This is a genomic window from Microbacterium sp. 11MF (assembly GCF_000383475.1).
GTDB classification, from domain to species: Bacteria; Actinomycetota; Actinomycetes; order Actinomycetales; family Microbacteriaceae; genus Microbacterium; species Microbacterium aquilitoris.
In genome coordinates, this window is sequence record NZ_KB911461.1 from 448,755 (window position 1) to 467,121 (window position 18,367).

General features: G+C 70.8%; 13 protein-coding genes. 6 read left to right on the top strand and 7 right to left on the bottom strand.

Features of this window, described 5'->3' with window-relative positions; genetic code table 11:
• Positions 1-6: 6 nt before the first annotated feature.
• Positions 7-1,845 carry a hypothetical protein gene (locus tag H286_RS0114195; RefSeq protein ID WP_231370978.1) on the top strand — a complete coding sequence of 613 codons (1,839 nt, stop codon included), beginning with the start codon at positions 7-9 and terminating at the stop codon, positions 1,843-1,845.
• A 21-nt stretch (positions 1,846-1,866) separates the two neighbouring features.
• Here H286_RS0114195 and H286_RS15080 read toward each other — a convergent pair whose 3' ends face one another.
• On the bottom strand, positions 1,867-2,010 hold the full coding sequence (locus H286_RS15080; RefSeq protein ID WP_020098677.1) for a hypothetical protein: 144 nt from the start codon (positions 2,008-2,010) through the stop codon (positions 1,867-1,869).
• Between the two features lie 214 nt (positions 2,011-2,224).
• Between H286_RS15080 and H286_RS0114205 the strand changes: the two genes are divergently transcribed.
• Positions 2,225-6,406: a carboxypeptidase-like regulatory domain-containing protein gene (locus tag H286_RS0114205; protein ID WP_020098678.1), complete on the top strand. Its 4,182-nt coding sequence runs from the start codon at positions 2,225-2,227 to the stop codon at positions 6,404-6,406.
• Between the two features lie 18 nt (positions 6,407-6,424).
• On the opposite strand, the gene H286_RS0114210 is transcribed toward H286_RS0114205, so the two are convergent.
• Both H286_RS0114210 and H286_RS0114215 read right to left on the bottom strand, forming a co-directional pair.
• Complete coding sequence (locus H286_RS0114210; RefSeq protein ID WP_231370979.1) at positions 6,425-7,975, bottom strand: GMC family oxidoreductase; 1,551 nt, start codon at positions 7,973-7,975, stop codon at positions 6,425-6,427.
• A gap of 17 nt (positions 7,976-7,992) precedes the next feature.
• On the bottom strand, positions 7,993-9,369 hold the full coding sequence (locus H286_RS0114215; RefSeq protein WP_020098680.1) for an alpha/beta fold hydrolase: 1,377 nt from the start codon (positions 9,367-9,369) through the stop codon (positions 7,993-7,995).
• A gap of 161 nt (positions 9,370-9,530) precedes the next feature.
• Between H286_RS0114215 and H286_RS0114220 the strand changes: the two genes are divergently transcribed.
• Positions 9,531-10,424, top strand: coding sequence for an SDR family oxidoreductase (locus tag H286_RS0114220; RefSeq protein WP_018187277.1), 894 nt, complete (start codon positions 9,531-9,533; stop codon positions 10,422-10,424).
• 27 nt (positions 10,425-10,451) lie between these two features.
• Here the strand turns inward: H286_RS0114220 and H286_RS0114225 are convergent, their stop codons facing one another.
• Positions 10,452-12,026: a glycoside hydrolase family 5 protein gene (locus H286_RS0114225; protein ID WP_020098681.1), complete on the bottom strand. Its 1,575-nt coding sequence runs from the start codon at positions 12,024-12,026 to the stop codon at positions 10,452-10,454.
• Between the two features lie 132 nt (positions 12,027-12,158).
• On the opposite strand from H286_RS0114225, the gene coaA reads away from it, so the two are divergent.
• Positions 12,159-13,106 (top strand): type I pantothenate kinase, encoded by a 948-nt coding sequence (coaA, locus tag H286_RS0114230; protein ID WP_018187275.1) that lies wholly within the window; start codon positions 12,159-12,161, stop codon positions 13,104-13,106.
• Positions 13,107-13,124: 18 nt separating this feature from the next.
• On the opposite strand, the gene H286_RS0114235 is transcribed toward coaA, so the two are convergent.
• Together H286_RS0114235 and H286_RS0114240 are read right to left on the bottom strand one after the other, a co-directional pair.
• Entirely contained in the window at positions 13,125-13,580 is a 456-nt protein-coding gene (locus tag H286_RS0114235; protein ID WP_020098682.1) for a VanZ family protein, read from the bottom strand.
• An 81-nt stretch (positions 13,581-13,661) separates the two neighbouring features.
• Positions 13,662-14,156: a CAP domain-containing protein gene (locus H286_RS0114240; RefSeq protein WP_020098683.1), complete on the bottom strand. Its 495-nt coding sequence runs from the start codon at positions 14,154-14,156 to the stop codon at positions 13,662-13,664.
• Positions 14,157-14,314: 158 nt separating this feature from the next.
• On the opposite strand from H286_RS0114240, the gene glmS reads away from it, so the two are divergent.
• A complete protein-coding gene (gene glmS / locus H286_RS0114245) occupies positions 14,315-16,165 on the top strand; it encodes a glutamine--fructose-6-phosphate transaminase (isomerizing) (RefSeq protein WP_028497542.1) in 1,851 nt (616 codons plus the stop codon).
• Position 16,166: 1 nt separating this feature from the next.
• Here glmS and H286_RS15185 read toward each other — a convergent pair whose 3' ends face one another.
• Entirely contained in the window at positions 16,167-16,829 is a 663-nt protein-coding gene (locus tag H286_RS15185) for a hypothetical protein (protein WP_231370980.1), read from the bottom strand.
• Between the two features lie 222 nt (positions 16,830-17,051).
• On the opposite strand from H286_RS15185, the gene H286_RS0114255 reads away from it, so the two are divergent.
• A complete protein-coding gene (locus H286_RS0114255) occupies positions 17,052-18,362 on the top strand; it encodes a UDP-glucose dehydrogenase family protein (RefSeq protein WP_018187270.1) in 1,311 nt (436 codons plus the stop codon).
• Positions 18,363-18,367 lie beyond the last annotated feature (5 nt).

The following is an 18,367-nucleotide window of genomic DNA, read 5'->3' on the forward strand; positions in this document are numbered from 1 at the left end:
AGAAGCATGAAGGCTGGGCGGGTACCCGAACTCGCTGTGCATCAACGAGTCGGTCTCGGCGTCCACGTGTGGTGGGATGCCGTCACCAGTCGCGCCTTCTTCACGCGCCCCGCGCTCTGGATCAGCCTCATCGTCTGCCTCACCGTGATGGCGCCGTTCCAGTACATCTCCGCTCCCTCGGGGTACGTCGGGGTCGAGGTCGTAGCCGCGATCGCCTGGGCGCTGCTCGTCGCCGTGCTCATCCCGGTGGCCCTCGTCGAGCGCCGCCTGCCGCGCGCGGCGCACCGCGGCATCCTCGTCCTCACCGCAGTCGTCCTCATCGCGGCCGCCCGGCCCTTCGTCCACGAAAGCGCGTACGTCCTCGTGTACGGCGGCGTCTTCGACCTGACCGGCATGACGGCGCGGATCGTCTCGAACGTCGCCGTCTGGCTCGCCGGCCTGTCGATCATCGCGATGACCTCCCGCTCGATCGAGCTGACCCGCGGCAGTCGCCGGCGTCTCACCGCCGCCATCGCCGCGCTCACCGCCGGCCGCCGCCGGCTCGCGCGGTTCGAATCCGAGAATCGCGAACTGCTCGGTCCCGTCATCTCCGACCTCCGCCATCGTCGCGACGAGATGCTCGCCGGCGACATCGACTTCACGGCCGTCCGCGACTACGCCGACGAGGTCCGTACGGCCAGCCACCGGTTCGAGGAGCGCGCCGGGCTCGACCTGCGCGTCATCCCGACCGACGATGACCACGAGACCGTCCAGCCCCCGCGGTCGGCCCTCACGATGCTGCGACCCGCGCCGTACTTCGTCACCGGCTTCGTGTTCCTGCTCGGTGCGATCCCGTACACGCACCTCGTCGCGGGACCCTGGGTCGCGTTGGCGGCGATCCTCGTCGGCATCCCCGTGACCCTGGGCGCCGACCTCGCCGTCCGGGTGCTCGCCCGGGGGAGGACGAGCGCCCGACGCGGGTGGATCCTCGTCGCGGTCTGGTTCGTGACCGGGATCGTCATGACGGTCGTCGCGCACCTGCTCATCGGCACCAACGAGCCCACCCTGCTCGTCCCTGTCGCGTCGCTGCCCCTCGTTGCGTTGGCGCTCGCCGCGTGCACCGACGCGATCGCGCGAGCCGCCGACACCGCGCACCGCCTCGAAGTGGTGCTCGCGATGGTCGCCCGCACCCTCACCGCCAAGACCGCGTCGGCTCGCCGGCCCCTGCGGAACGCCGCGCACGTCCTCCACGGCCGCATCCAGGGCCGCTGCGTCCTGCTGGCCGCCGCCGCCGACGAAGACGAGGCGACGCCCGAGGTCGTGCAATCGTTCCGTCGAGAGACGGATGCCGCCTTCGACTCCGTCCTCGCCTTCATCGCCGAAGTCGACTCCGCCGCCCTCGAGGGTTCGGTCCAGAGCGCCCACGAAGACCTGTTCGAGCTCGTCGCGACCTGGCGGTCGGTGCTGGACGTCTCAAGCGAGATCTCACCCGCCGCCGCACACGCGCTCGACGACCCGGCGCTCTCGCGTCGCGTCGCGACCATCGTCAACGAAGGCTTCGTCAACGCGATCAAGCACTCCATCGCGAAGAAGGTGTGGGTCGAGATCGACGTCGACGGCGACACGCTCATCGTCCGGACCTGGTCGACCGGGGTGCTCGACCGCACGCCCGCCGTCGGACCCGAGCTGCGCGGCATCAGCGTGCTCGGCGTCGGCGCGCGCATCTACCAGCGGGGCGACGCCGTCGTGCTCGAAGTGCCTGTGCCGCTCCGCCCCGAGCGCGAGGCCAGCCCCGCGCCGATCATCGCGCTGCCCCGCCGCGCGTGGTGGGCGCGACGCGCCCCGCGGGCGTCGCGCGTCGGCTGACGTGTCGCGCGCCGGCTGTCGTCAGTACTCGAGCAGCGCGGCGACGACCAGGATGATCGCCCCCAGGGCGACCACGATGAGAGCGGCATACGCCCACCACCGCAGCCCGGGCGGTTTCGGGGCGGAGCGCTGACGTGAACGGCGGTGCGACGAACGACCCGACATCGGTTTCCTCCCCAGGGCGGCAGCGCGAGAGCGCTCAGGCCTTCCGTTCGGCGCCGTTGACGAGGACCTGCGGCCCACCGTAGTGGATGCGTGTATCGGCGGGATGACGCGGTGTTGAGCGCTGTCCGCACCTTCTGCCATGCTGAGCGCGAGGAGCCCGACGACGGGGTCCCGGGGAAGTCGGGCGCTGGGGTGCTCGAGGGGGAGTACACGCATGCGCAGTCGGCGCCGTCTTTTCGCGCGCGGATCGGCCGTCCTGGCCGTCTGGGCGATCCTGGTGGGCGGGCTCGCGTCCGCTCCCGCTGCCGTCGCGGCCGAGCCCGCGGCATCCGCCACCGCCGAGCGCACCGTCGTGGTCGACCCGTCCGGCACGGTCGTTGCCTCCGCTGATGACACCGCGCCGACGACGGATGCCGGTGCCCCCGCCGACCCGAGGCGCGACGACCGCGCCCGTCCCGGCGACGCGAAGAAGAGCGCGGCGAGCCTCCGCGCCGAGAACAAGCTGGCGACCTCGGGCACGGCATCCATCTCGGGAACGGTCACCGACACAGCGAAGGCCCCCCTCAAGGGGATCACCGTCACGCTGTACCAGGACTTCGGGGACGACGGATCGAGCCCCGCCGGCGACACCACGACGAATGCCGCCGGTGCCTTCACGTTCGCGAAGCTGCCCGCCGGGCGGTTCACGCTGCGCTTCACCGATGAGGCCGGCAAGCACGTCGGTCAGTGGTTCGGTGGCGCCGAGAGCCTGTGGGGAGAGCCGGTCTGGTTCGCCGTCGCGCCCGGTGCGAAAGTCACCGGAAAGAACGCGCGGCTCGCGCTCGGCAGCAGCATCGCCGGATCGGTGCGCGGTCCCGACAACGTCGCCGTCGCGGATGCGTTCGTCCAGCTCTTCATGTGGAACGCGGAGTGGGCGGATTGGGAGGATGTCGGTGGGACGTCCACCGACTCCCACGGCGCCTATCGGCTCACCGGCCTCCGCGCGGGGAAGTACACCCTGTACGTGCAGAGCGCATTCGGCTCCGACCTGCAATCGGAATGGTGGAACGACGCGACCTCGCAGAAGGCGGCGACCCGGATCGCCGTCAGCGCCGGAAAGTCCATCACCGGGCTGCGCACCACCCTGGCCCTCGGTGCCTCGCTGGCAGGACGCGTCACGACCAGCACGGGCGCTGCGGTCTCGGCGTCCATCACGATCTACCAGCGCGTCAACGGACAGTGGGAGTACGTCGACTCGCCGTGGGTCGCCGACGACGGTACCTTCCGCGCCAGCGGGCTCAGCGCCGGCGACTACACGTTCTCGGTCGAGCCCGACCCGTCATCCGGTCTGACCGTCACGTGGTGGGGAGGAGGGCACCGCGAGAAGGACGCCAAAGTCATCACGCTGGCCGACGGCGCTGCCAAGAAGGGCCTGAACCTCGTCCTCACCTCGGGAGCAACGCTCTCGGGCACGGTGACCGGCGGTGGCAAAGCCCTCGCCGGCGCCACTGTGGCGCTTTACTCGGCGTCGAAGACCAGCGCCGACGACTCCGAATGGGTGGCCGAGACGACCACCGGGGCCGACGGTCGGTACCGGCTCGTCGGCATCCGAGCCGGCACGTACACGCTCCACTACGAGCCGCCCACCGGAACCAACCTGATGGGCGAGTGGTGGAAGGATGCCGCCAGCGCCGAGACGGCGACCCGCGTCGACATCGCGAAGAGCGGCGCGCGGACCGGGTTCGACGCCACGCTCAGCCTCGGCTCGAAGATCGAGGGCGTCGTCCGCGGCGACGGCGGCAAGGCTGTGGCAGCGAACGTCGCGCTCTACAGCGTGGAACGATCCGCTGAAGAGGGCACCGTCCGCCAGGAGATCGCCTCGTTCGCGACCCGGGCCAACGGAACGTTCTCGTTCGGAGGCCTCGCGGCAGGCACGTACACGCTCCGGACCTCGGTCGAGAAGGGCACCTACGCGACCGAATGGTGGGACGACCGCGGCTCCGAATACACGGCGAAGACGATCACGCTCGGGACGAAGAAGAGCGTCACCGGACTCGTCGTCACCCTGGCGCGCGCTGCCGTGCTGGGCGGTGTGGTGACCGATGAGAGCGGGGACCCCGTGGCATCCGCCACCGTGGACGTCTTCGTCGGAACGGACCGCGGATTCCTCACTCAGGCGACGACAGACGGCGACGGACGTTGGCGGGTGGGCGGGTTGCGCGCGGGCAGCTACACCCTGCACACGCAGGCTCCCGAGGGCAGCGGACTGGTGCCGCAGTACTGGCGAGGCGCGCTGGAGTGGGAGGACGCGAGCGGGGTGAAGCTCTCGGGCGGTCAGTCCCGAACCGACCTCGACGTCGAGCTGCGTCGCGGCGGGACGATCTCGGGCGCCGTCACCGGTCCCGGCGGTCGCGCGGTCGCAGGGGTGACGGTGCGCGCGCTCCAGTGGGTCGACGGCGGGTGGTCGTCGGCCACCGAAACCACGACCGACCGTGCCGGCCGGTACGTCCTCGCGGGACTGCCCGGAGGGCGGTACACGGTCGAGTTCGCCACGGACAACGACAGTGAACTCGGCGCCCAGTGGTGGAAGGGCGCCTGGCGTCAAGCCGAGGCGACCACCTTCGAGGTCGCCTACGGAGCGAACATCACCGGAATCGATGCGCGTCTGGTCACCGGCGCGACCATCGGCGGTAGGGTCACGAACGCGCAGGGCGCCCCCGTCGCCGGCGTCAGCGTCAGCGTGGGAGTCGGCAACAGTCGGCGGTGGGCGCAGACCGACAAGAAGGGTGTCTGGCGGATCACCCAGCTCGACGCCGGCAGGTACACGCTCTTCTTCGAACGTCCCGAGGGCAAGAACCTCGTATCGGAGTGGTGGAAGAACGCGGCGACCGAGGCAGCCTCGACGCCGATCCAGGTGAAGGCAGCCTCCCGCACCCTCACCTTCAACGCCTCACTGGATGCCGGCAGCACGATCATCGGCAAGGTCACGGACGCCAAGGGTGCAGGAGTCAGCTCGGTGCGCGTCGTCTACACCTCGCGCCCCTCGAGCCAGCCGGCGAACGAGAACGAGGTCGAGACCAGGCCCGACGGGACCTATCGGATCGACGGTCTGCGCGCCGGCTCGTACGACGTCGAGTTCCGCCCGTCGGATGACGTGAACCTCGTCGGCGAGTGGTGGCGCGACGCGGTCGATCGCAGCGCGGCGACCGCGGTCGTGGTCGGGACGAAATCCACCGTGAAGGGGATCGATGCATCCCTCGCCGCAGGCGGTGCACTCTCGGGTCGGGTCATCGATGCCGACGGCAAGCCGCTGGCGGAGGCCGTCGTCTTCGTCGTCAACCCCGACACGCGCCGCTGGTCGGATGCCACGACATCGCGGAACGGGACGTGGATCATCCGCTCGCTGCCCGCGGGTACCTACCGGGTGCAGTACCTCGCACCCTACGGTGTCAACGCGGTCGGCCAGTGGTGGAAGGGCGCGACGACGATCGACGCCGCGGCCACCGTGACTGTGGCGGACGGCAAGACGGTGCGTGGACTCGACGCCCGGCTCGCCCGCGGCGGCACGATCAGGGGCGTCGTGACGGGACCCGGCGGTGCACCGGTTGCCGATGCCGAGATCGCCGTGTCCCGCGGCGGGGAGATCATCGCTTGGGCCCAGACGAATGCCGGCGGCTCGTACGTGGTCACGGGACTCGAAGACGCGACCTACACGCTTCGCGTCCGCCCCGCCCTCGGATCCGACTTGGCCGAGCGCTGGTGGAAGGCGAAAGCTCCCGGCGCGAAGCCCACCACGCTGAAGATCGCGAAAGCGAACGAGATCCGTGACATCGACGTCGCCCTGGTGCCGGGCGCGAAGATCACGGGCACGCTCCACGCCGCGTCGGGCACACCGCTCGCCGGCGCGTACGTCGAGGCCTATCGACAGGGTGACGGCGACGGGGAGCGGGTGGCCGAGGCGAGCACCGACACGGCCGGCTCCTACACGCTGCCGGGGTTGGCCGCCGGCACGTACGCGGTGAAGTTCACGTACGAGGACGGCACCGACTCGCGGGTCGTCTGGTGGGGCGGAAAGCCGACCGCCGAGACCGCCCGGACGATCACGGTGACGAAGGCCGTCGCGATGCCCGGCCACAACGCCACGCTGCCGCGCGGGCTCGACTCCGGGACGCTCGTCCTCTCGGGCGCACCGCGCGTGGGGTCAACCTTGACGGCGGCGACGGCGTCGTGGCCGAAGGGGACGCACTTCCTGTACCGGTGGTGGGTCGGCGGCGATCGCGTCGACACCGCAACCGGGCGGACCCTGAAGCTCACCGCCGCGCACCGCGGATCGTCGGTCACCCTCGAGGTCGTCGCATGGCGGACGGGCACCAGTGCGGTCGAGCGGATGGTGTGGATGGACGAACCGATCCGCTGACCGCCCGCCGACCCCGCGTCAGCGGGCCGCGAGCATGAGGTCGGCGGTCCGCAGCGCGAGCGCCATCTGGGTCAGCGCCGGGTTCGCCGTGAGCGCGCTCGGGAACGTCGAGTTGTCGCAGATCCAGAGGTTGTCGACCTCATGGGACCGGCCGGATGCGCCCACGACGCTGTCCTCGGCGTCGTCGCCCATGCGCGCGGTGCCGAGGGTGTGCGCTGTCCGCTGCGTGACGCGCGTGCTGCGCGCCCCGGCCGCCCGCAGGATCCGCTCCATCACGTCAATGCCGTGCCGGTCGATGGCCTGCTCGTTCTGACCCTGCGAGAACGAGATCTCGGCCCGCGGCATCCCGTCCTCGGCGAGTTCGTCGCTGAGGGTCAGGGCGTTGCGGTCGTCGGGCAGGCACTCGCTGTTCATGCCGATGCCCGCGCTGAAGGGGTACTCGCTCATCGCCGACATGAGGTCGTCGCCCCACAGGCCCGCCCCGCGGACGAGCTGCGTGCCGAAGTTCAGCGGCATCACGCCGAGACTCTGCAGCAGGTAGCCGCCCGCGAAATCGACGCCCTCGGGGCGCACGAAGTCCTCGCTGATGATCGACGACGGGTACCCGCGATAGCCGCGGACCGGCTCGTCGAACCGGCCCCACACCTGCACGGCGCCGTGCGCCATGAACCCACGACCGACGACGCCGTTCGCGTTGCCGACGCCCGTGTGCAGCAGCAGGCGAGGCGTCTCGACGCCGCCCGCCGCGAGCACGAGGGCCGCACACCGCTGCCGGTGGTCGGTGCCGCCGGAGCGGTAGACGACCGCGGTGACCTTGCCTGAGGCATCCCGTTCGATCCCGTGGACGAACGCGTCGGCGCGCACCTCGGCTCCGGCGGCCACGGCGGCCGGTAGGTAGGTGTTCGCCGTCGTCGCTTTCGCGCCGAAGCGGTCGCCCTGGTGAATGTCGCCGTTGTCGAGCGTCGCCGAGCGGAGGCCGTGGTGCGGCTGGTCGCGGTCGCGGGTGAGGATCGCCGCCGGGCCGTCGGTCGCCGTGATGCCGAGGGCCTCGCAGCCGCGGATCATCACGTCGGACGAGCCGTTCCGCCGCACGGGCGGGTACGCGTACGAGCGGGACGGGTCCCACGGGTAGTGCGCGGGGCCGCTCACGCCGATGTCGGATTCGACCCGCTCGATGTAGCGGATCAGCTCGGCATGATCGATCGGCCAGTCGCGGCCCTGACCCGTGTCGGTGCGTAGGCGCAGGTCGCGGGCGTCGGGACGCGGCGTGAACGCTCCCCAGTGCAGCGTGCTGCCGCCCACGCCGAACCCGCTGTTGTTGGGTCCAAACGCCGTCGGGTCGTCGCCGCCGCTCAAGCGCTCGGACATCCAATTGATCTTCGTGGACTCGAGCTCGTCCGGCGTGAACTCGCTCGGCGAGAAGTCCGGACCGGCCTCGAGGGCCACGACCCGCATCCCCGCCTCGGCGAGACGCGCGAGCAGGGGAGCGCCACCGGCACCCGTCCCCACCACGACGACGTCGACGACCTCGTCCAGATCGAACCTCTGCATGCCCGGGTGATCTGTCACCCGGCGATGATCGCCGGTCACGCGGCATCCTCCACTACTGTCTTGCCGAGCTCGCTCGGCTCCCATGTCTCTCGTTCGCCCGTCGCGATGGTCGCCCACCCCGCCGGGTGCGGACCGGTCCCGCCGACCGCGAAGCCGTCGAACCCGATGCGCGCCAGCGACGCCGGGTGCGCCAGCCACATGCGCAGCAGGTCGTTGCGTGCATCCTCGAACCACGACCGGATGCCGTCGGTACCGAGGCCCGCCGCGTCGATTCCGTCGGTGATCAGCCGCACGATCAGGCTCCGCTGCTCAGTCACCTCGCTCGGCCACACGGCGGCGATCGCGTCGAGCCCCAGGCCGTAGGCGACCGGGTCGGCGGGGGAGCCTACCGGGCGCCAGCCGTCGGTGCCGCCCTCGGCGAGCATGTCGTCGATGCGGACGGCGAGGTCGATCGTCCCGCCCTCGCCCTGCGGCACGAGGAGCGCCGCGAGCGCGCGGAGCGTCTCGACCTGCGCACGGTTCAGTGTGCGGGGGGCGCGCTCGCGGTCGTCCACGAGAGCCCGCTGCGCGAGCGTCCGTCGTACCGCGACGTCGACGCGCGACGACGCGATGACACGTCCCCACTCCGTCGGCACCACGGGAGCCGCGGCGCGGATCGTCTGCCACGTTTCGGCGAGCACCGCGGCGACCCGCTCGGGAGCCTCGTACGGCAGCAGATGGCCGACACCCGGCATCCGCTCGACGCAGGCACGCGGGTACACATCGGCCACGAGATCGGGCTGAGCGTCGGCTCCGAGCGCCTCGTCGTCCTCGCCCGCGAGCACCACGACGGGCAGGTCGAGCACGCCCACGAGGCGCGTCGCGTCCTCGAGGCTGCCCGCGGTCAGCCAGTCGCGCCAGGCGGATGCCGGCTGGCGCACGACGGCATCGATCGCCGCGTCGTGCAGATCGGCGGCGAGCGGGGCGGCGATGTTCGCGGCGACGAAAGCCTCGGCATCCGCTCGCGACAGGTGCTCGCCCTGCGCGGTCGCGAGCATCTCGGCGCGCTTGTCGTCGGGCATCGGCTCGGGAGTCGGGGGAGAGGGGGCCAGCAGGACCGCGCCCATCAGCCCGAACACCGGCTCGGTGCCGGCCAGCACGCGCGCCATGACACGGGCGGCGACCTTGCCGCCGAGGCTGTGTCCGCACACGAGGAACGGGCCGCCGTCGGCCTCGGCCGCGATCCGCTCGAGCGCCGTGTCGGCGAGGTCGTCGACGGATGCCGCGCGCCCCCGGTCGAGCAGGTCGATCCCCACGACGCGCAGCCGCGGATCGGCTGCCGCCGCGATCGCGCCGGCAGAGGCGGCATCCAGTCCCAGTCCCGGAAGGAAGAAGACGGTGCACTCGTGAGGGGGGTTCGCAGCGCTCGGCACGCGTCAACCCTAGGAACGCGGATCGTCGGGACCGACTGCTTGCGCACCGGTCGAGGAGATGCGATGATCGCGCGTTCCACTGCCCCGGCACTGCACTGCACTGCCGACGCTGCTCCCGCAAGGGGGTGAAGGGATGCCGCATCCCGACCTACCGTGGCGGGATGACCGACCAGTACACGTTCGACAACCCCGTTACGCGCTACGCACGCGTGGAGCCGCCGGTGCAGCACCAGCCCGAGCCCGGCATCCAGGCGCGGATGACCCCGGTCCCCGACCTGGGCGAGAGCACCTACCGCGGCACGGGACGTCTGCAGGGACGCAAGGCACTGGTCACCGGGGGCGACTCGGGCATCGGAGCGGCGGCAGCGATCGCGTTCGCCCGCGAAGGTGCTGACGTCGTCATCGTCCACCTCCCCGACGAGCAGGAGGACGCCGACCACGTCCTGCAGATCATCGCCGACGCCGGCGTGCGCGGGCACTCGATCGCGGCCGACCTCACCGACCGCGCGCAGTGCCGCGAACTCGTCGCCGAGGCGGCGGAGTTCCTCGGCGGCATCGACATCCTCGTCAGCAACGCCGGCAAGCAGGTCGCCGTCGAGCGCATCGAAGACCTCTCCGACGAGCAGTTCAGCGAAACGTTCGAGACGAACGTGTTCGCCTTCTTCTGGATCGTGAAGGCCGCCCTCGTCCATATGCCCGCCGGTGCATCCATCATCAGCACGGCGTCGCTCGAGGCCTACAAGCCCGCACCCGACCGCCTCGACTACGCCGCGACCAAGGCGGCGGTTAACAACCTGTCGAAGGGTCTCGCGCAGCAGCTGGCGCCCCGCGGCATCCGCGTCAACGTCGTCGCGCCCGGCCCGGTCTGGTCGGCGCTGCAGGTGAGCGACGGCGTCTCGGACGAGCAGATGCGCGCGTTCGACGAGGAGAACGAGTACAAGCGGGCCGGCCAGCCCGCCGAGATCGCTCCCGCGTTCGTGTTCCTCGCGTCGGCCGAATCGAGCTACGTCTCGGGCGAGACCCTCAACGTCAACGGCGGCATGGTCACGCCCTGACCGTCAGTCCGGCCGCGCGCTCGGGCGCTAGCGGGTGACCGAGAGCGACAGCACGGGCTTGGCCGGCGGCTTCGAGGCGTTCAGGATCGCCCCGACCTCGACCCGGGCGCCCTGCGAGAGGTTCGCCACGCCCCACTCGATGCCCGAGCAGGCAACTCGAGCACTCGCGGTGCCGGGCTTCGTGACGCGGCAGGCCATGCCCCACGCGCTGTCGGCTCCCGTCGCGCCGGGGGAGGCCCAGGAGGCGGTCCAGGCCTTCACCTTCGCGCTCGAGGACGCGGTGAGGGCGAGGGCGACCTGGTACTTGCCGGGCCACGCGCTCGACACTGTGAGCGTCGCCGAGACGCCGTTGGACGAGGCGCTCGACGACTGCCCGACCGTCGGCGGCGGGGTGTTCCCCGGCTGCGACGGCTGCGGCGACGGCTGCGGAGGCAGCGGCGCCGGTGCCGGTGCGGGAGCGGCCGGGTAGGCGACCTTCTTCGGCGTCAGGATCGGCTTCAGCGCGGCGAGCTTGTCCTTGTCGCGGGTGACCCAGTCGTCCTTGAGCAGACCGCCCGTGTCGCCGCTGTTCGGGTTGAACGACCAGTACGCCCAGCCGAGACCGCGGTCCTTGATGTAGCCGACGAGCTTCGCGAGCCACTTCTTGTCGGACGACGTCTGCAGTTTCGTGCCGAACTCCCCGATCAGGACGGGGGCGATCTTCTTCGACGCGATGTAGCCCCAGTTGCTCTCCCACACGCCGGGGAGGTTGGCGGGGTAGTTGGCGTTGTGGAACCACGGCTGGTCCGAGATCGACGAGGGGTACTCGTGAGGGGAGTACACGACCCGGTTCTTCACCTTCAGGGTGACCGGCTTCTTCGCGACGCCGCGGAGGTTCCCGCCCCACCACGTGGCGCTGCCGTCGGGACCGTTCTGGACGCCCTCGACGATGACGAGCAGATGCGGGTTCACATCAAGCACGGCGTTGCCAGCACGGACGGCGGCCGCCTGCCAGTCGCGCGAGCGGTCACCGCACCCCCAGCACGCCGCGCCCCGGGGCTCGTTGTGCAGGTCGACGCCGATCACGGTTGAGTTGTTCCGGTACCGCTGCGCGAGCATCTTCCAGTCGGAGATCCACCGCTTCTCGGAGTACTGCGGGGTGTACCAGAGCTCGGACTGCGCATCGGTCCCCGGGCGGTGACGGTCGAGGATGACCCGGATGCCGTAGGCACGCGCCGTCGCGACGACGGCATCCATGATCTTCAGCGGCGAGGCCGTCGCGAGCGTCGGATTCAGTGCCTGGTTCACCGAGTTGGCCGTCTTGCGGGTGAGGCACTCGTTGGCGAAGGGAAGCCGGATCGTGTTGAAGCCCATCCCCGCGATCTGCGCCATGCCCTGCTTCAGCGAGATCGACCACAGTCCGTGCGGCGCGCAGGTGTCGGTCTCCATGCCGAACCAGGACGTCGCCTTGACGGTGAAGGTCGCACCCGTGGCGGCGACCTGGATCTTCGCGCCGCTCGTGCGCAGCCACTGGGCGGTCGCCGCGTCGGCGGGCGCCGCGGGCACGGTGAGGGATGCCGTCAGCACGACTGCGGCAAGGACCGCCAGGACACGTCGCAGCATCGAAAACCTCTGGTGAGAGCGGCTGAACGGCCGCGGGTGGACATCGATGCTCAGCGTACGGTACGCGCGCCCGCGACGCTGGCCCGCCTCCGCACGCGGGGGCGCCCGCCGGGGCGGACTAGAGTTGCGGCAATGTCCCCCGATGAGACGCCGACGACCATCGACTCGCTGTACCGCGAGATCCCCCGTGCCGAATGGGCGCGCATGGCCGCCGGCATGGAGCAGCCCCTCACCGAGACCGAGGTCGTGCAGCTGCGCGGCATCGGCGACCGCCTCGACATCACCGAGGTGCGGGAGGTCTACCTTCCCCTCAGTCGGCTGCTGTCCCTGTACGCCTCAGCCACCAAGCGACTCGGCGCCGACACCGCCGGCTTCGTCGGTGAGGAGGATGCGACGACACCGTTCATCGTCGCCGTGGCCGGATCCGTGGCCGTCGGGAAATCCACGGCAGCCCGTCTGCTGCGCGAACTGATGAGCCGGTGGCCCGGCACGCCCCGTGTCGAACTCGTCACGACCGACGGGTTCCTCTACCCCAACGCCGAGCTCGAACGGCGGGGGATCATGGACCGCAAGGGTTTCCCCGAGTCCTATGACCGCCGCGCGCTCGTGGAGTTCCTCGTCGCCGTGAAGTCGGGCGAGCCCGAGGTTCGGGCGCCCTACTACTCGCACATGCGGTACGACATCATCCCCGATGCGCAGGTGACGGTCCGCCGCCCCGACGTGATCATCGTCGAGGGCCTGAACGTGCTCGCGTCGGCTCCGAACCCGCACGACATCGCCGTCAGCGAGCTGTTCGACTTCTCGATCTACGTCGACGCCGACGTGACGCACATCGAGCAGTGGTACGTCGAGCGGTTTCTCGCCCTCCGCGAAGCCGCCTTCTCGAACCCGAACTCGTTCTTCAAGGTCTTCGCCGACATCTCCGACGACGAGGCCGTCTCGCTCGCCCTCGGTTTCTGGAACGACATCAACCTGCCGAACCTGCGCGAGAACGTCGAGCCCACGCGGCACCGCGCGAAGCTGGTCCTCCAGAAGGGCGCGAACCACACGGTCGAGACGGTCCGGCTCCGCAAGCTCTGACCGCGCCCGGCCGGTGGCTCAGCGGCGTCTGACCCGCTGCCATACGGCGAGACCCAGCATCCCGACACTGGCGCCGGTCACGTTCGCGACGATGTCGAGAACGCTCGGCACCCGCGCCTGCAGGACGAGCGCCTGCGTGCACTCGATCGTCACCGTCGCCACGAGGGCGATCGGCAGCACGAGTTCCTTCGCGCCGCGGAGGATGAGCGGCAGCAGCACCCCGAACGGGACGAACAGGGCCACGTTCGCCGCGAACTCCACCCGGGGGCGCGTGATCGCCGGCAGTCGGCGCGACAGTGCGTCGATCACGGGAGCCACGCCGGCGTCGACGGGCGTCGGCCAGAACGCGATGACCGCCAGCGCCAGCAGGTACCCGGCCAGCACGAGCACCGGGGCGGTGGTCGACGCCCGCCGGTGCTTGGGCGGCAGCGGCGGCTTGGGCGGAATCTGCGGCGGCGGGACGGCGTCGGGCATCGGTCCTCCTCACGGGACAGGACGCGACGCTGCGGTGGTCGACGAGTCTACGGCGCGAGCGGATGCCGCATCATCGCCGAGTCAGGAGGGGTAATACCCGAAGACCTGCGTGTAGAAGGGGAGGCCCTTCGACGAGCACGCCACACCGATCCCGATGCGGTTGTACGACCCGAGGATGTTCGCGCGGTGTCCGGCGGATTTCATCCACGCGGGCGTGACCTTCGACGGCGCGTACCCGAAGGCGACGTTCTCGCCCGCCCTCGTCCAGCCCGACGGGATCTGCGACGAGTACTTCGGGTTGTGGCTCATCCTGTTGGCGGCGGCCTGCTTGCCCGACCAGGTGACGGCGACCTTCGACATGGCGGAACTCAGAGTCAGCGCCTTCTTGCCGCCTGCCTTCCGTGCGGCGTTCACGTCGGTGAGGATGCGCTTCTGCACGGCGGCCTGGGTCGTCCCGGTGCACGAGGTCGACACCGCCGCCGAGGCGGCTCCGGCGGGCACGACGGCGAACCCGAGAGCGAGGGCGGCCGTGAGGGCGAGCGCCGACCGTCGTCGGACGCGGGGGGATGCGGGCATGGGGGACTCCATCGTGTTGGGGGGCACGACCGTGCGGGGGACACGGTGCCTCATGGGTACCAAAGGATGCCGCGCCCGCCAAGTCCTTGCACCCGGCGACGCGCCCGGTGCGGCGCCGCGCGGCGGAGTCCCAGTCGCCCGCGCCTAGCATGGAGCCCATGTGTGGAATCGTCGGATACGTGGGGCCTCGTGACAGTCAGGCCATCCTCCTCTCGGGTCTTGCCCGCCTCGAGTACCGCGGTTACGACTCCGCCGGCATCGCCGTGATCGACGCGGACGGTGACCTCGAGATGCGCAAGCGCGCCGGCAAGCTCCAGGTGCTGCGCGACGACCTCAGCGCCCACCCGATGGTGGACGGGACGACCGGCATCGGTCACACCCGCTGGGCCACGCACGGCGGACCGACCGACGTCAACGCGCACCCGCACCTCGCCGACGACGGCAAGCTCGCCGTCATCCACAACGGCATCATCGAGAACTTCGCCGAGCTGAAGGACGAGCTCCTCGCGGAGGGCTACACCTTCGTGAGCGAGACCGACACCGAGGTCGCCGCCGTCCTGCTCGGGCGCGAGTTCGCGGCATCCCACGACCTCGTGGCCGCCTTCCGCGCCGTCGTCGCCCGCCTCGAGGGCGCGTTCACGCTGCTCGCGATGCACCAGGACCAGCCCGGCCTCGTCGTCGGCGCTCGCCGCAACTCGCCGCTCGTGATCGGGCTCGGCGAGGGCGAGAACTTCCTCGGCTCCGACGTCGCCGCCTTCGTCGAGCACACCCGCAACGCGCTGGCCATCGGTCAGGACCAGATCGTCGCGATCACGCCCCAGGGCGTCGAGGTCACCGACTTCGCCGGTGGCGCCGTCGAGGTCGAACCGTTCGAGGTCGTGTGGGATGCCTCCGCCGCCGAGAAGGGCGGCTGGTCCTCCTTCATGGCCAAGGAGGTCTCGGAAGAGCCGGAGGCCGTCGCCAACACGCTGCGCGGGCGCCTCCACGACGGCGCCGTCGTCATCCCCGAGCTCGACGGGCTCGACGACCTGTTCGCCGGCATCCACCGTGTGATCGTCATCGCCTGCGGCACGGCCGCGTACGCGGGCATGGTCGGCAAGTACGCGCTCGAGCAGTGGACGCGCGTCCCCGTCGACGTCGAGCTCGCCCACGAGTTCCGCTACCGAGACCCGGTGATCGGCCCCGACACCCTCGTCGTCTCGATCTCGCAGTCGGGCGAGACGATGGACACGCTCATGGCCGTCAAGTACGCCCGCGAGCAGGGCGCCAGGACGCTGTCGATCTGCAACACCCAGGGGGCGACGATCCCGCGCGAGTCCGATGCGATCGTCTACACCCACGCCGGCCCCGAGGTCGCCGTCGCCTCGACGAAGGCGTTCGTCGCCCAGATCACGGCGCTGTACCTGCTGGCCCTCCACATCGGTCGCGTGCGCGGCTCGCTCTCGGCGGACGTCTCCCGTGACGCGGTCGCCCAGCTCGAGGCGATTCCCGCCGGCATCTCGCGTGTCCTCGAGACCGAGCAGGAACACATCGAGCAGTTCGCCCGCTGGATGGGCGACACCCAGTCGGTGCTGTTCCTGGGTCGTCACGTCGGCTACCCGATCGCCCTCGAAGGTGCGCTCAAGCTCAAGGAACTCGCCTACATCCACGCCGAGGGCTTCGCTGCCGGCGAGCTCAAGCACGGCCCCATCGCGCTCATCGAGCCCGGCCAGGCGGTCTTCGTTATCGTCCCGTCGCCCCGCGCCTCGAGTGAGCTGCACAAGAAGGTCGTGTCGAACATCCAGGAGATCCGCGCCCGCGGTGCCCGCGTCATCGCCGTCGCCGAAGAGGGGGATGCCGCCGTCCTCCCGTTCGCCGACGAGGTGCTGCGCATCCCGCTCGCGGGTCCGCTGTTCGAGCCGCTGCTGGCGGTCGTGCCGCTGCACATCTTCGCGATGGGCCTCGCCACGGCGAAGGGTCTCGACGTGGATCAGCCCCGCAACCTCGCGAAGTCCGTCACCGTCGAGTGAGTCAGGCCGGGTCCGGGCGTCTGCCGGGACCCTGGCCTCTGCCGGGACCGAACGACGCGCCGCGCGCCTCGTCGACCCACGCGCGCAGCTGCCACGGCGCGAAACGGAACAGCCGGGCCACGTCGGCCTCGGCATGGCCCGCTTCGAGGACGGCGGCGACGGCGAAGTCCTTCATGGACGAGAACTCCCGTCTCTCCAGCGGACCGGTGCGCAGGTCGCGGAAGCTGCGCAGCACCGGGGGCTGACCAGGAGCGACCGGACGTCCCGTCCGCTCGGGTGAGGCCGCCGGGGCGCCCTCGTAGGGCGCCGAGATCACGTAGCCCGGGGCCGGTGCGCGCGGCGCCGGCGGTTCGGGGGCCGACGGTTGCTGCGTCGTAGGGGCGTAGGGCGCGTACGGCCACGGTTCGGGGGCCGGCGGTGGTGCCGAGGCCCGCGCGGCCGGTTCCGGTTCCCTGATCTCGGGCTCCCTGGTCTCGGGTTCCCAGGGCGCGGGCATCTCGAGAGGTCGATATCCGGGTGGTGCTTCGGCCAGGAGGTGGGCTTCGGGCCAGAGCAGCGACGCGTCCTCGGGTGCCACCCGGTCGTCCGGGGTGTATCTGGGCGCGGGTGCGGGAGAGGGCTGGACGGATCCGCCCTCCGGAAGCCCTTCTGCGGAGGTGCTCACTGTGACGTCCTCTTCGGGTGAGGTGATGTCAGAACTCGGAAGTCGCGACGCGGCTGTCCGCCCACGATATCCATCCCGCCCCGGCGCGTCGAGGGTGATTCCGGCGCGGCGTCGATGGTTCCGGGAGTCTGAGCGACACAGGCGCGATAAGCGTCGGACACACCGATCTGGTACACAGATCGAGGCGCCTTCCATCCGGCGCTTCGACGAGGGGGACTCTTCATGCGACTGTCTGTCATCGGATGCGGTTATCTGGGCGCCGTGCACGCGGCCGCCATGGCATCGATCGGCCACGAGGTCGTCGGCATCGACATCGACGAGCGGAAGATCGCCACTCTCGCTGCCGGCGAGGCGCCGTTCTTCGAGCCCGGACTGTCCGAGATCCTCGCGGACGGGATCGCCTCGGGGCGACTGACGTTCACGACCGACTTCGCCGCCGCCGCCGGTGCTGCCGTCCACTTCGTGGGTGTCGGCACCCCGCAGGTCAAGGGCGGGTACGCCGCTGACCTCACCTACGTGAACGCAGCCGTCGACGCGCTCCTGCCCCACCTCTCCGAGGGGGACATCGTCGCCGGCAAATCGACCGTACCGGTGGGCACGGCGGCATCCCTCGCGCCTCGCATCACCGCCGCCGGCGCGACCCTCGTCTGGAACCCCGAGTTCCTGCGCGAGGGGTTCGCGGTGCAGGACACGGTCGACCCGGACCGCCTCGTGGCCGGAGTGCCGGCGGGGCCCGACGGCGAGCGGGCGACCGGCATCCTGCGCGAGGTGTATCACCCGTCGATCGCGAAGGGCACGCCCTTCATCGTGACGGACTACGCGACCGCCGAACTCGTCAAGGTGTCGGCGAACGCCTTCCTCGCCACGAAGATCAGCTTCATCAACGCGATGGCCGAGATCGCCGAGGTCGCCGGGGCCGACGTCACGATGCTCGCCGATGCCATCGGGCACGACGTGCGCATCGGCCGCCGCTTCCTGGGCGCCGGCATCGGTTTCGGCGGCGGATGCCTCCCCAAGGACATCCGCGCGTTCTCCGCTCGTGCCGAAGAGCTCGGCCGCGGTGAATCGGTCGCGTTCCTGCGCGAGGTCGACGACATCAACATGCGCCGCCGCGAGCGCGCCGTCGAACTCGTCGTCCAGGGCCTCGGCGGCAGCGTCCACGGCAAGAAGGTCACCGTCCTCGGCGCCGCGTTCAAGCCCTACTCCGACGACACCCGTGATTCGCCGGGTCTCGACGTCGCCGTCCGTCTGCACGGCCTGGGCGCGGTCGTCTCGCTCACCGATCCCGAGGCGATCGACAACGCCCGTCGTCAGCACCCGCAGCTCACCTACGTCGCCGATCGCGACGAGGCTCTCACCGGAGCCGACGCCGTGGTCCTCGTCACCGAATGGGACGAGTACCGCCGCGACCTCACGCCCGAGCACGCCGCAAGCCTCGCCGCAGGGCGCGTCGTCGTGGACGGTCGGAACGCCTTCGACCCCGCCGCCTGGCGCGCCGCCGGATGGACCTACTACGGAATGGGTCGCCCCTGACAGGC

Excerpts from the sequence above, each read along its gene's own strand:
- H286_RS15080 (WP_020098677.1), bottom strand. The coding sequence starts at position 2,010 with ATGTCGGGTCGTTCGTCGCACCGCCGTTCACGTCAGCGCTCCGCCCCG.
- glmS (WP_028497542.1), top strand. The coding sequence starts at position 14,315 with ATGTGTGGAATCGTCGGATACGTGGGGCCTCGTGACAGTCAGGCCATC.
- H286_RS0114220 (WP_018187277.1), top strand. The coding sequence starts at position 9,531 with ATGACCGACCAGTACACGTTCGACAACCCCGTTACGCGCTACGCACGC.
- H286_RS0114225 (WP_020098681.1), bottom strand. The coding sequence starts at position 12,026 with ATGCTGCGACGTGTCCTGGCGGTCCTTGCCGCAGTCGTGCTGACGGCA.
- H286_RS0114205 (WP_020098678.1), top strand. The coding sequence starts at position 2,225 with ATGCGCAGTCGGCGCCGTCTTTTCGCGCGCGGATCGGCCGTCCTGGCC.
- H286_RS0114195 (WP_231370978.1), top strand. The coding sequence starts at position 7 with ATGAAGGCTGGGCGGGTACCCGAACTCGCTGTGCATCAACGAGTCGGT.
- H286_RS0114255 (WP_018187270.1), top strand. The coding sequence starts at position 17,052 with ATGCGACTGTCTGTCATCGGATGCGGTTATCTGGGCGCCGTGCACGCG.
- H286_RS0114240 (WP_020098683.1), bottom strand. The coding sequence starts at position 14,156 with ATGCCCGCATCCCCCCGCGTCCGACGACGGTCGGCGCTCGCCCTCACG.
- H286_RS0114235 (WP_020098682.1), bottom strand. The coding sequence starts at position 13,580 with ATGCCCGACGCCGTCCCGCCGCCGCAGATTCCGCCCAAGCCGCCGCTG.
- coaA (WP_018187275.1), top strand. The coding sequence starts at position 12,159 with ATGTCCCCCGATGAGACGCCGACGACCATCGACTCGCTGTACCGCGAG.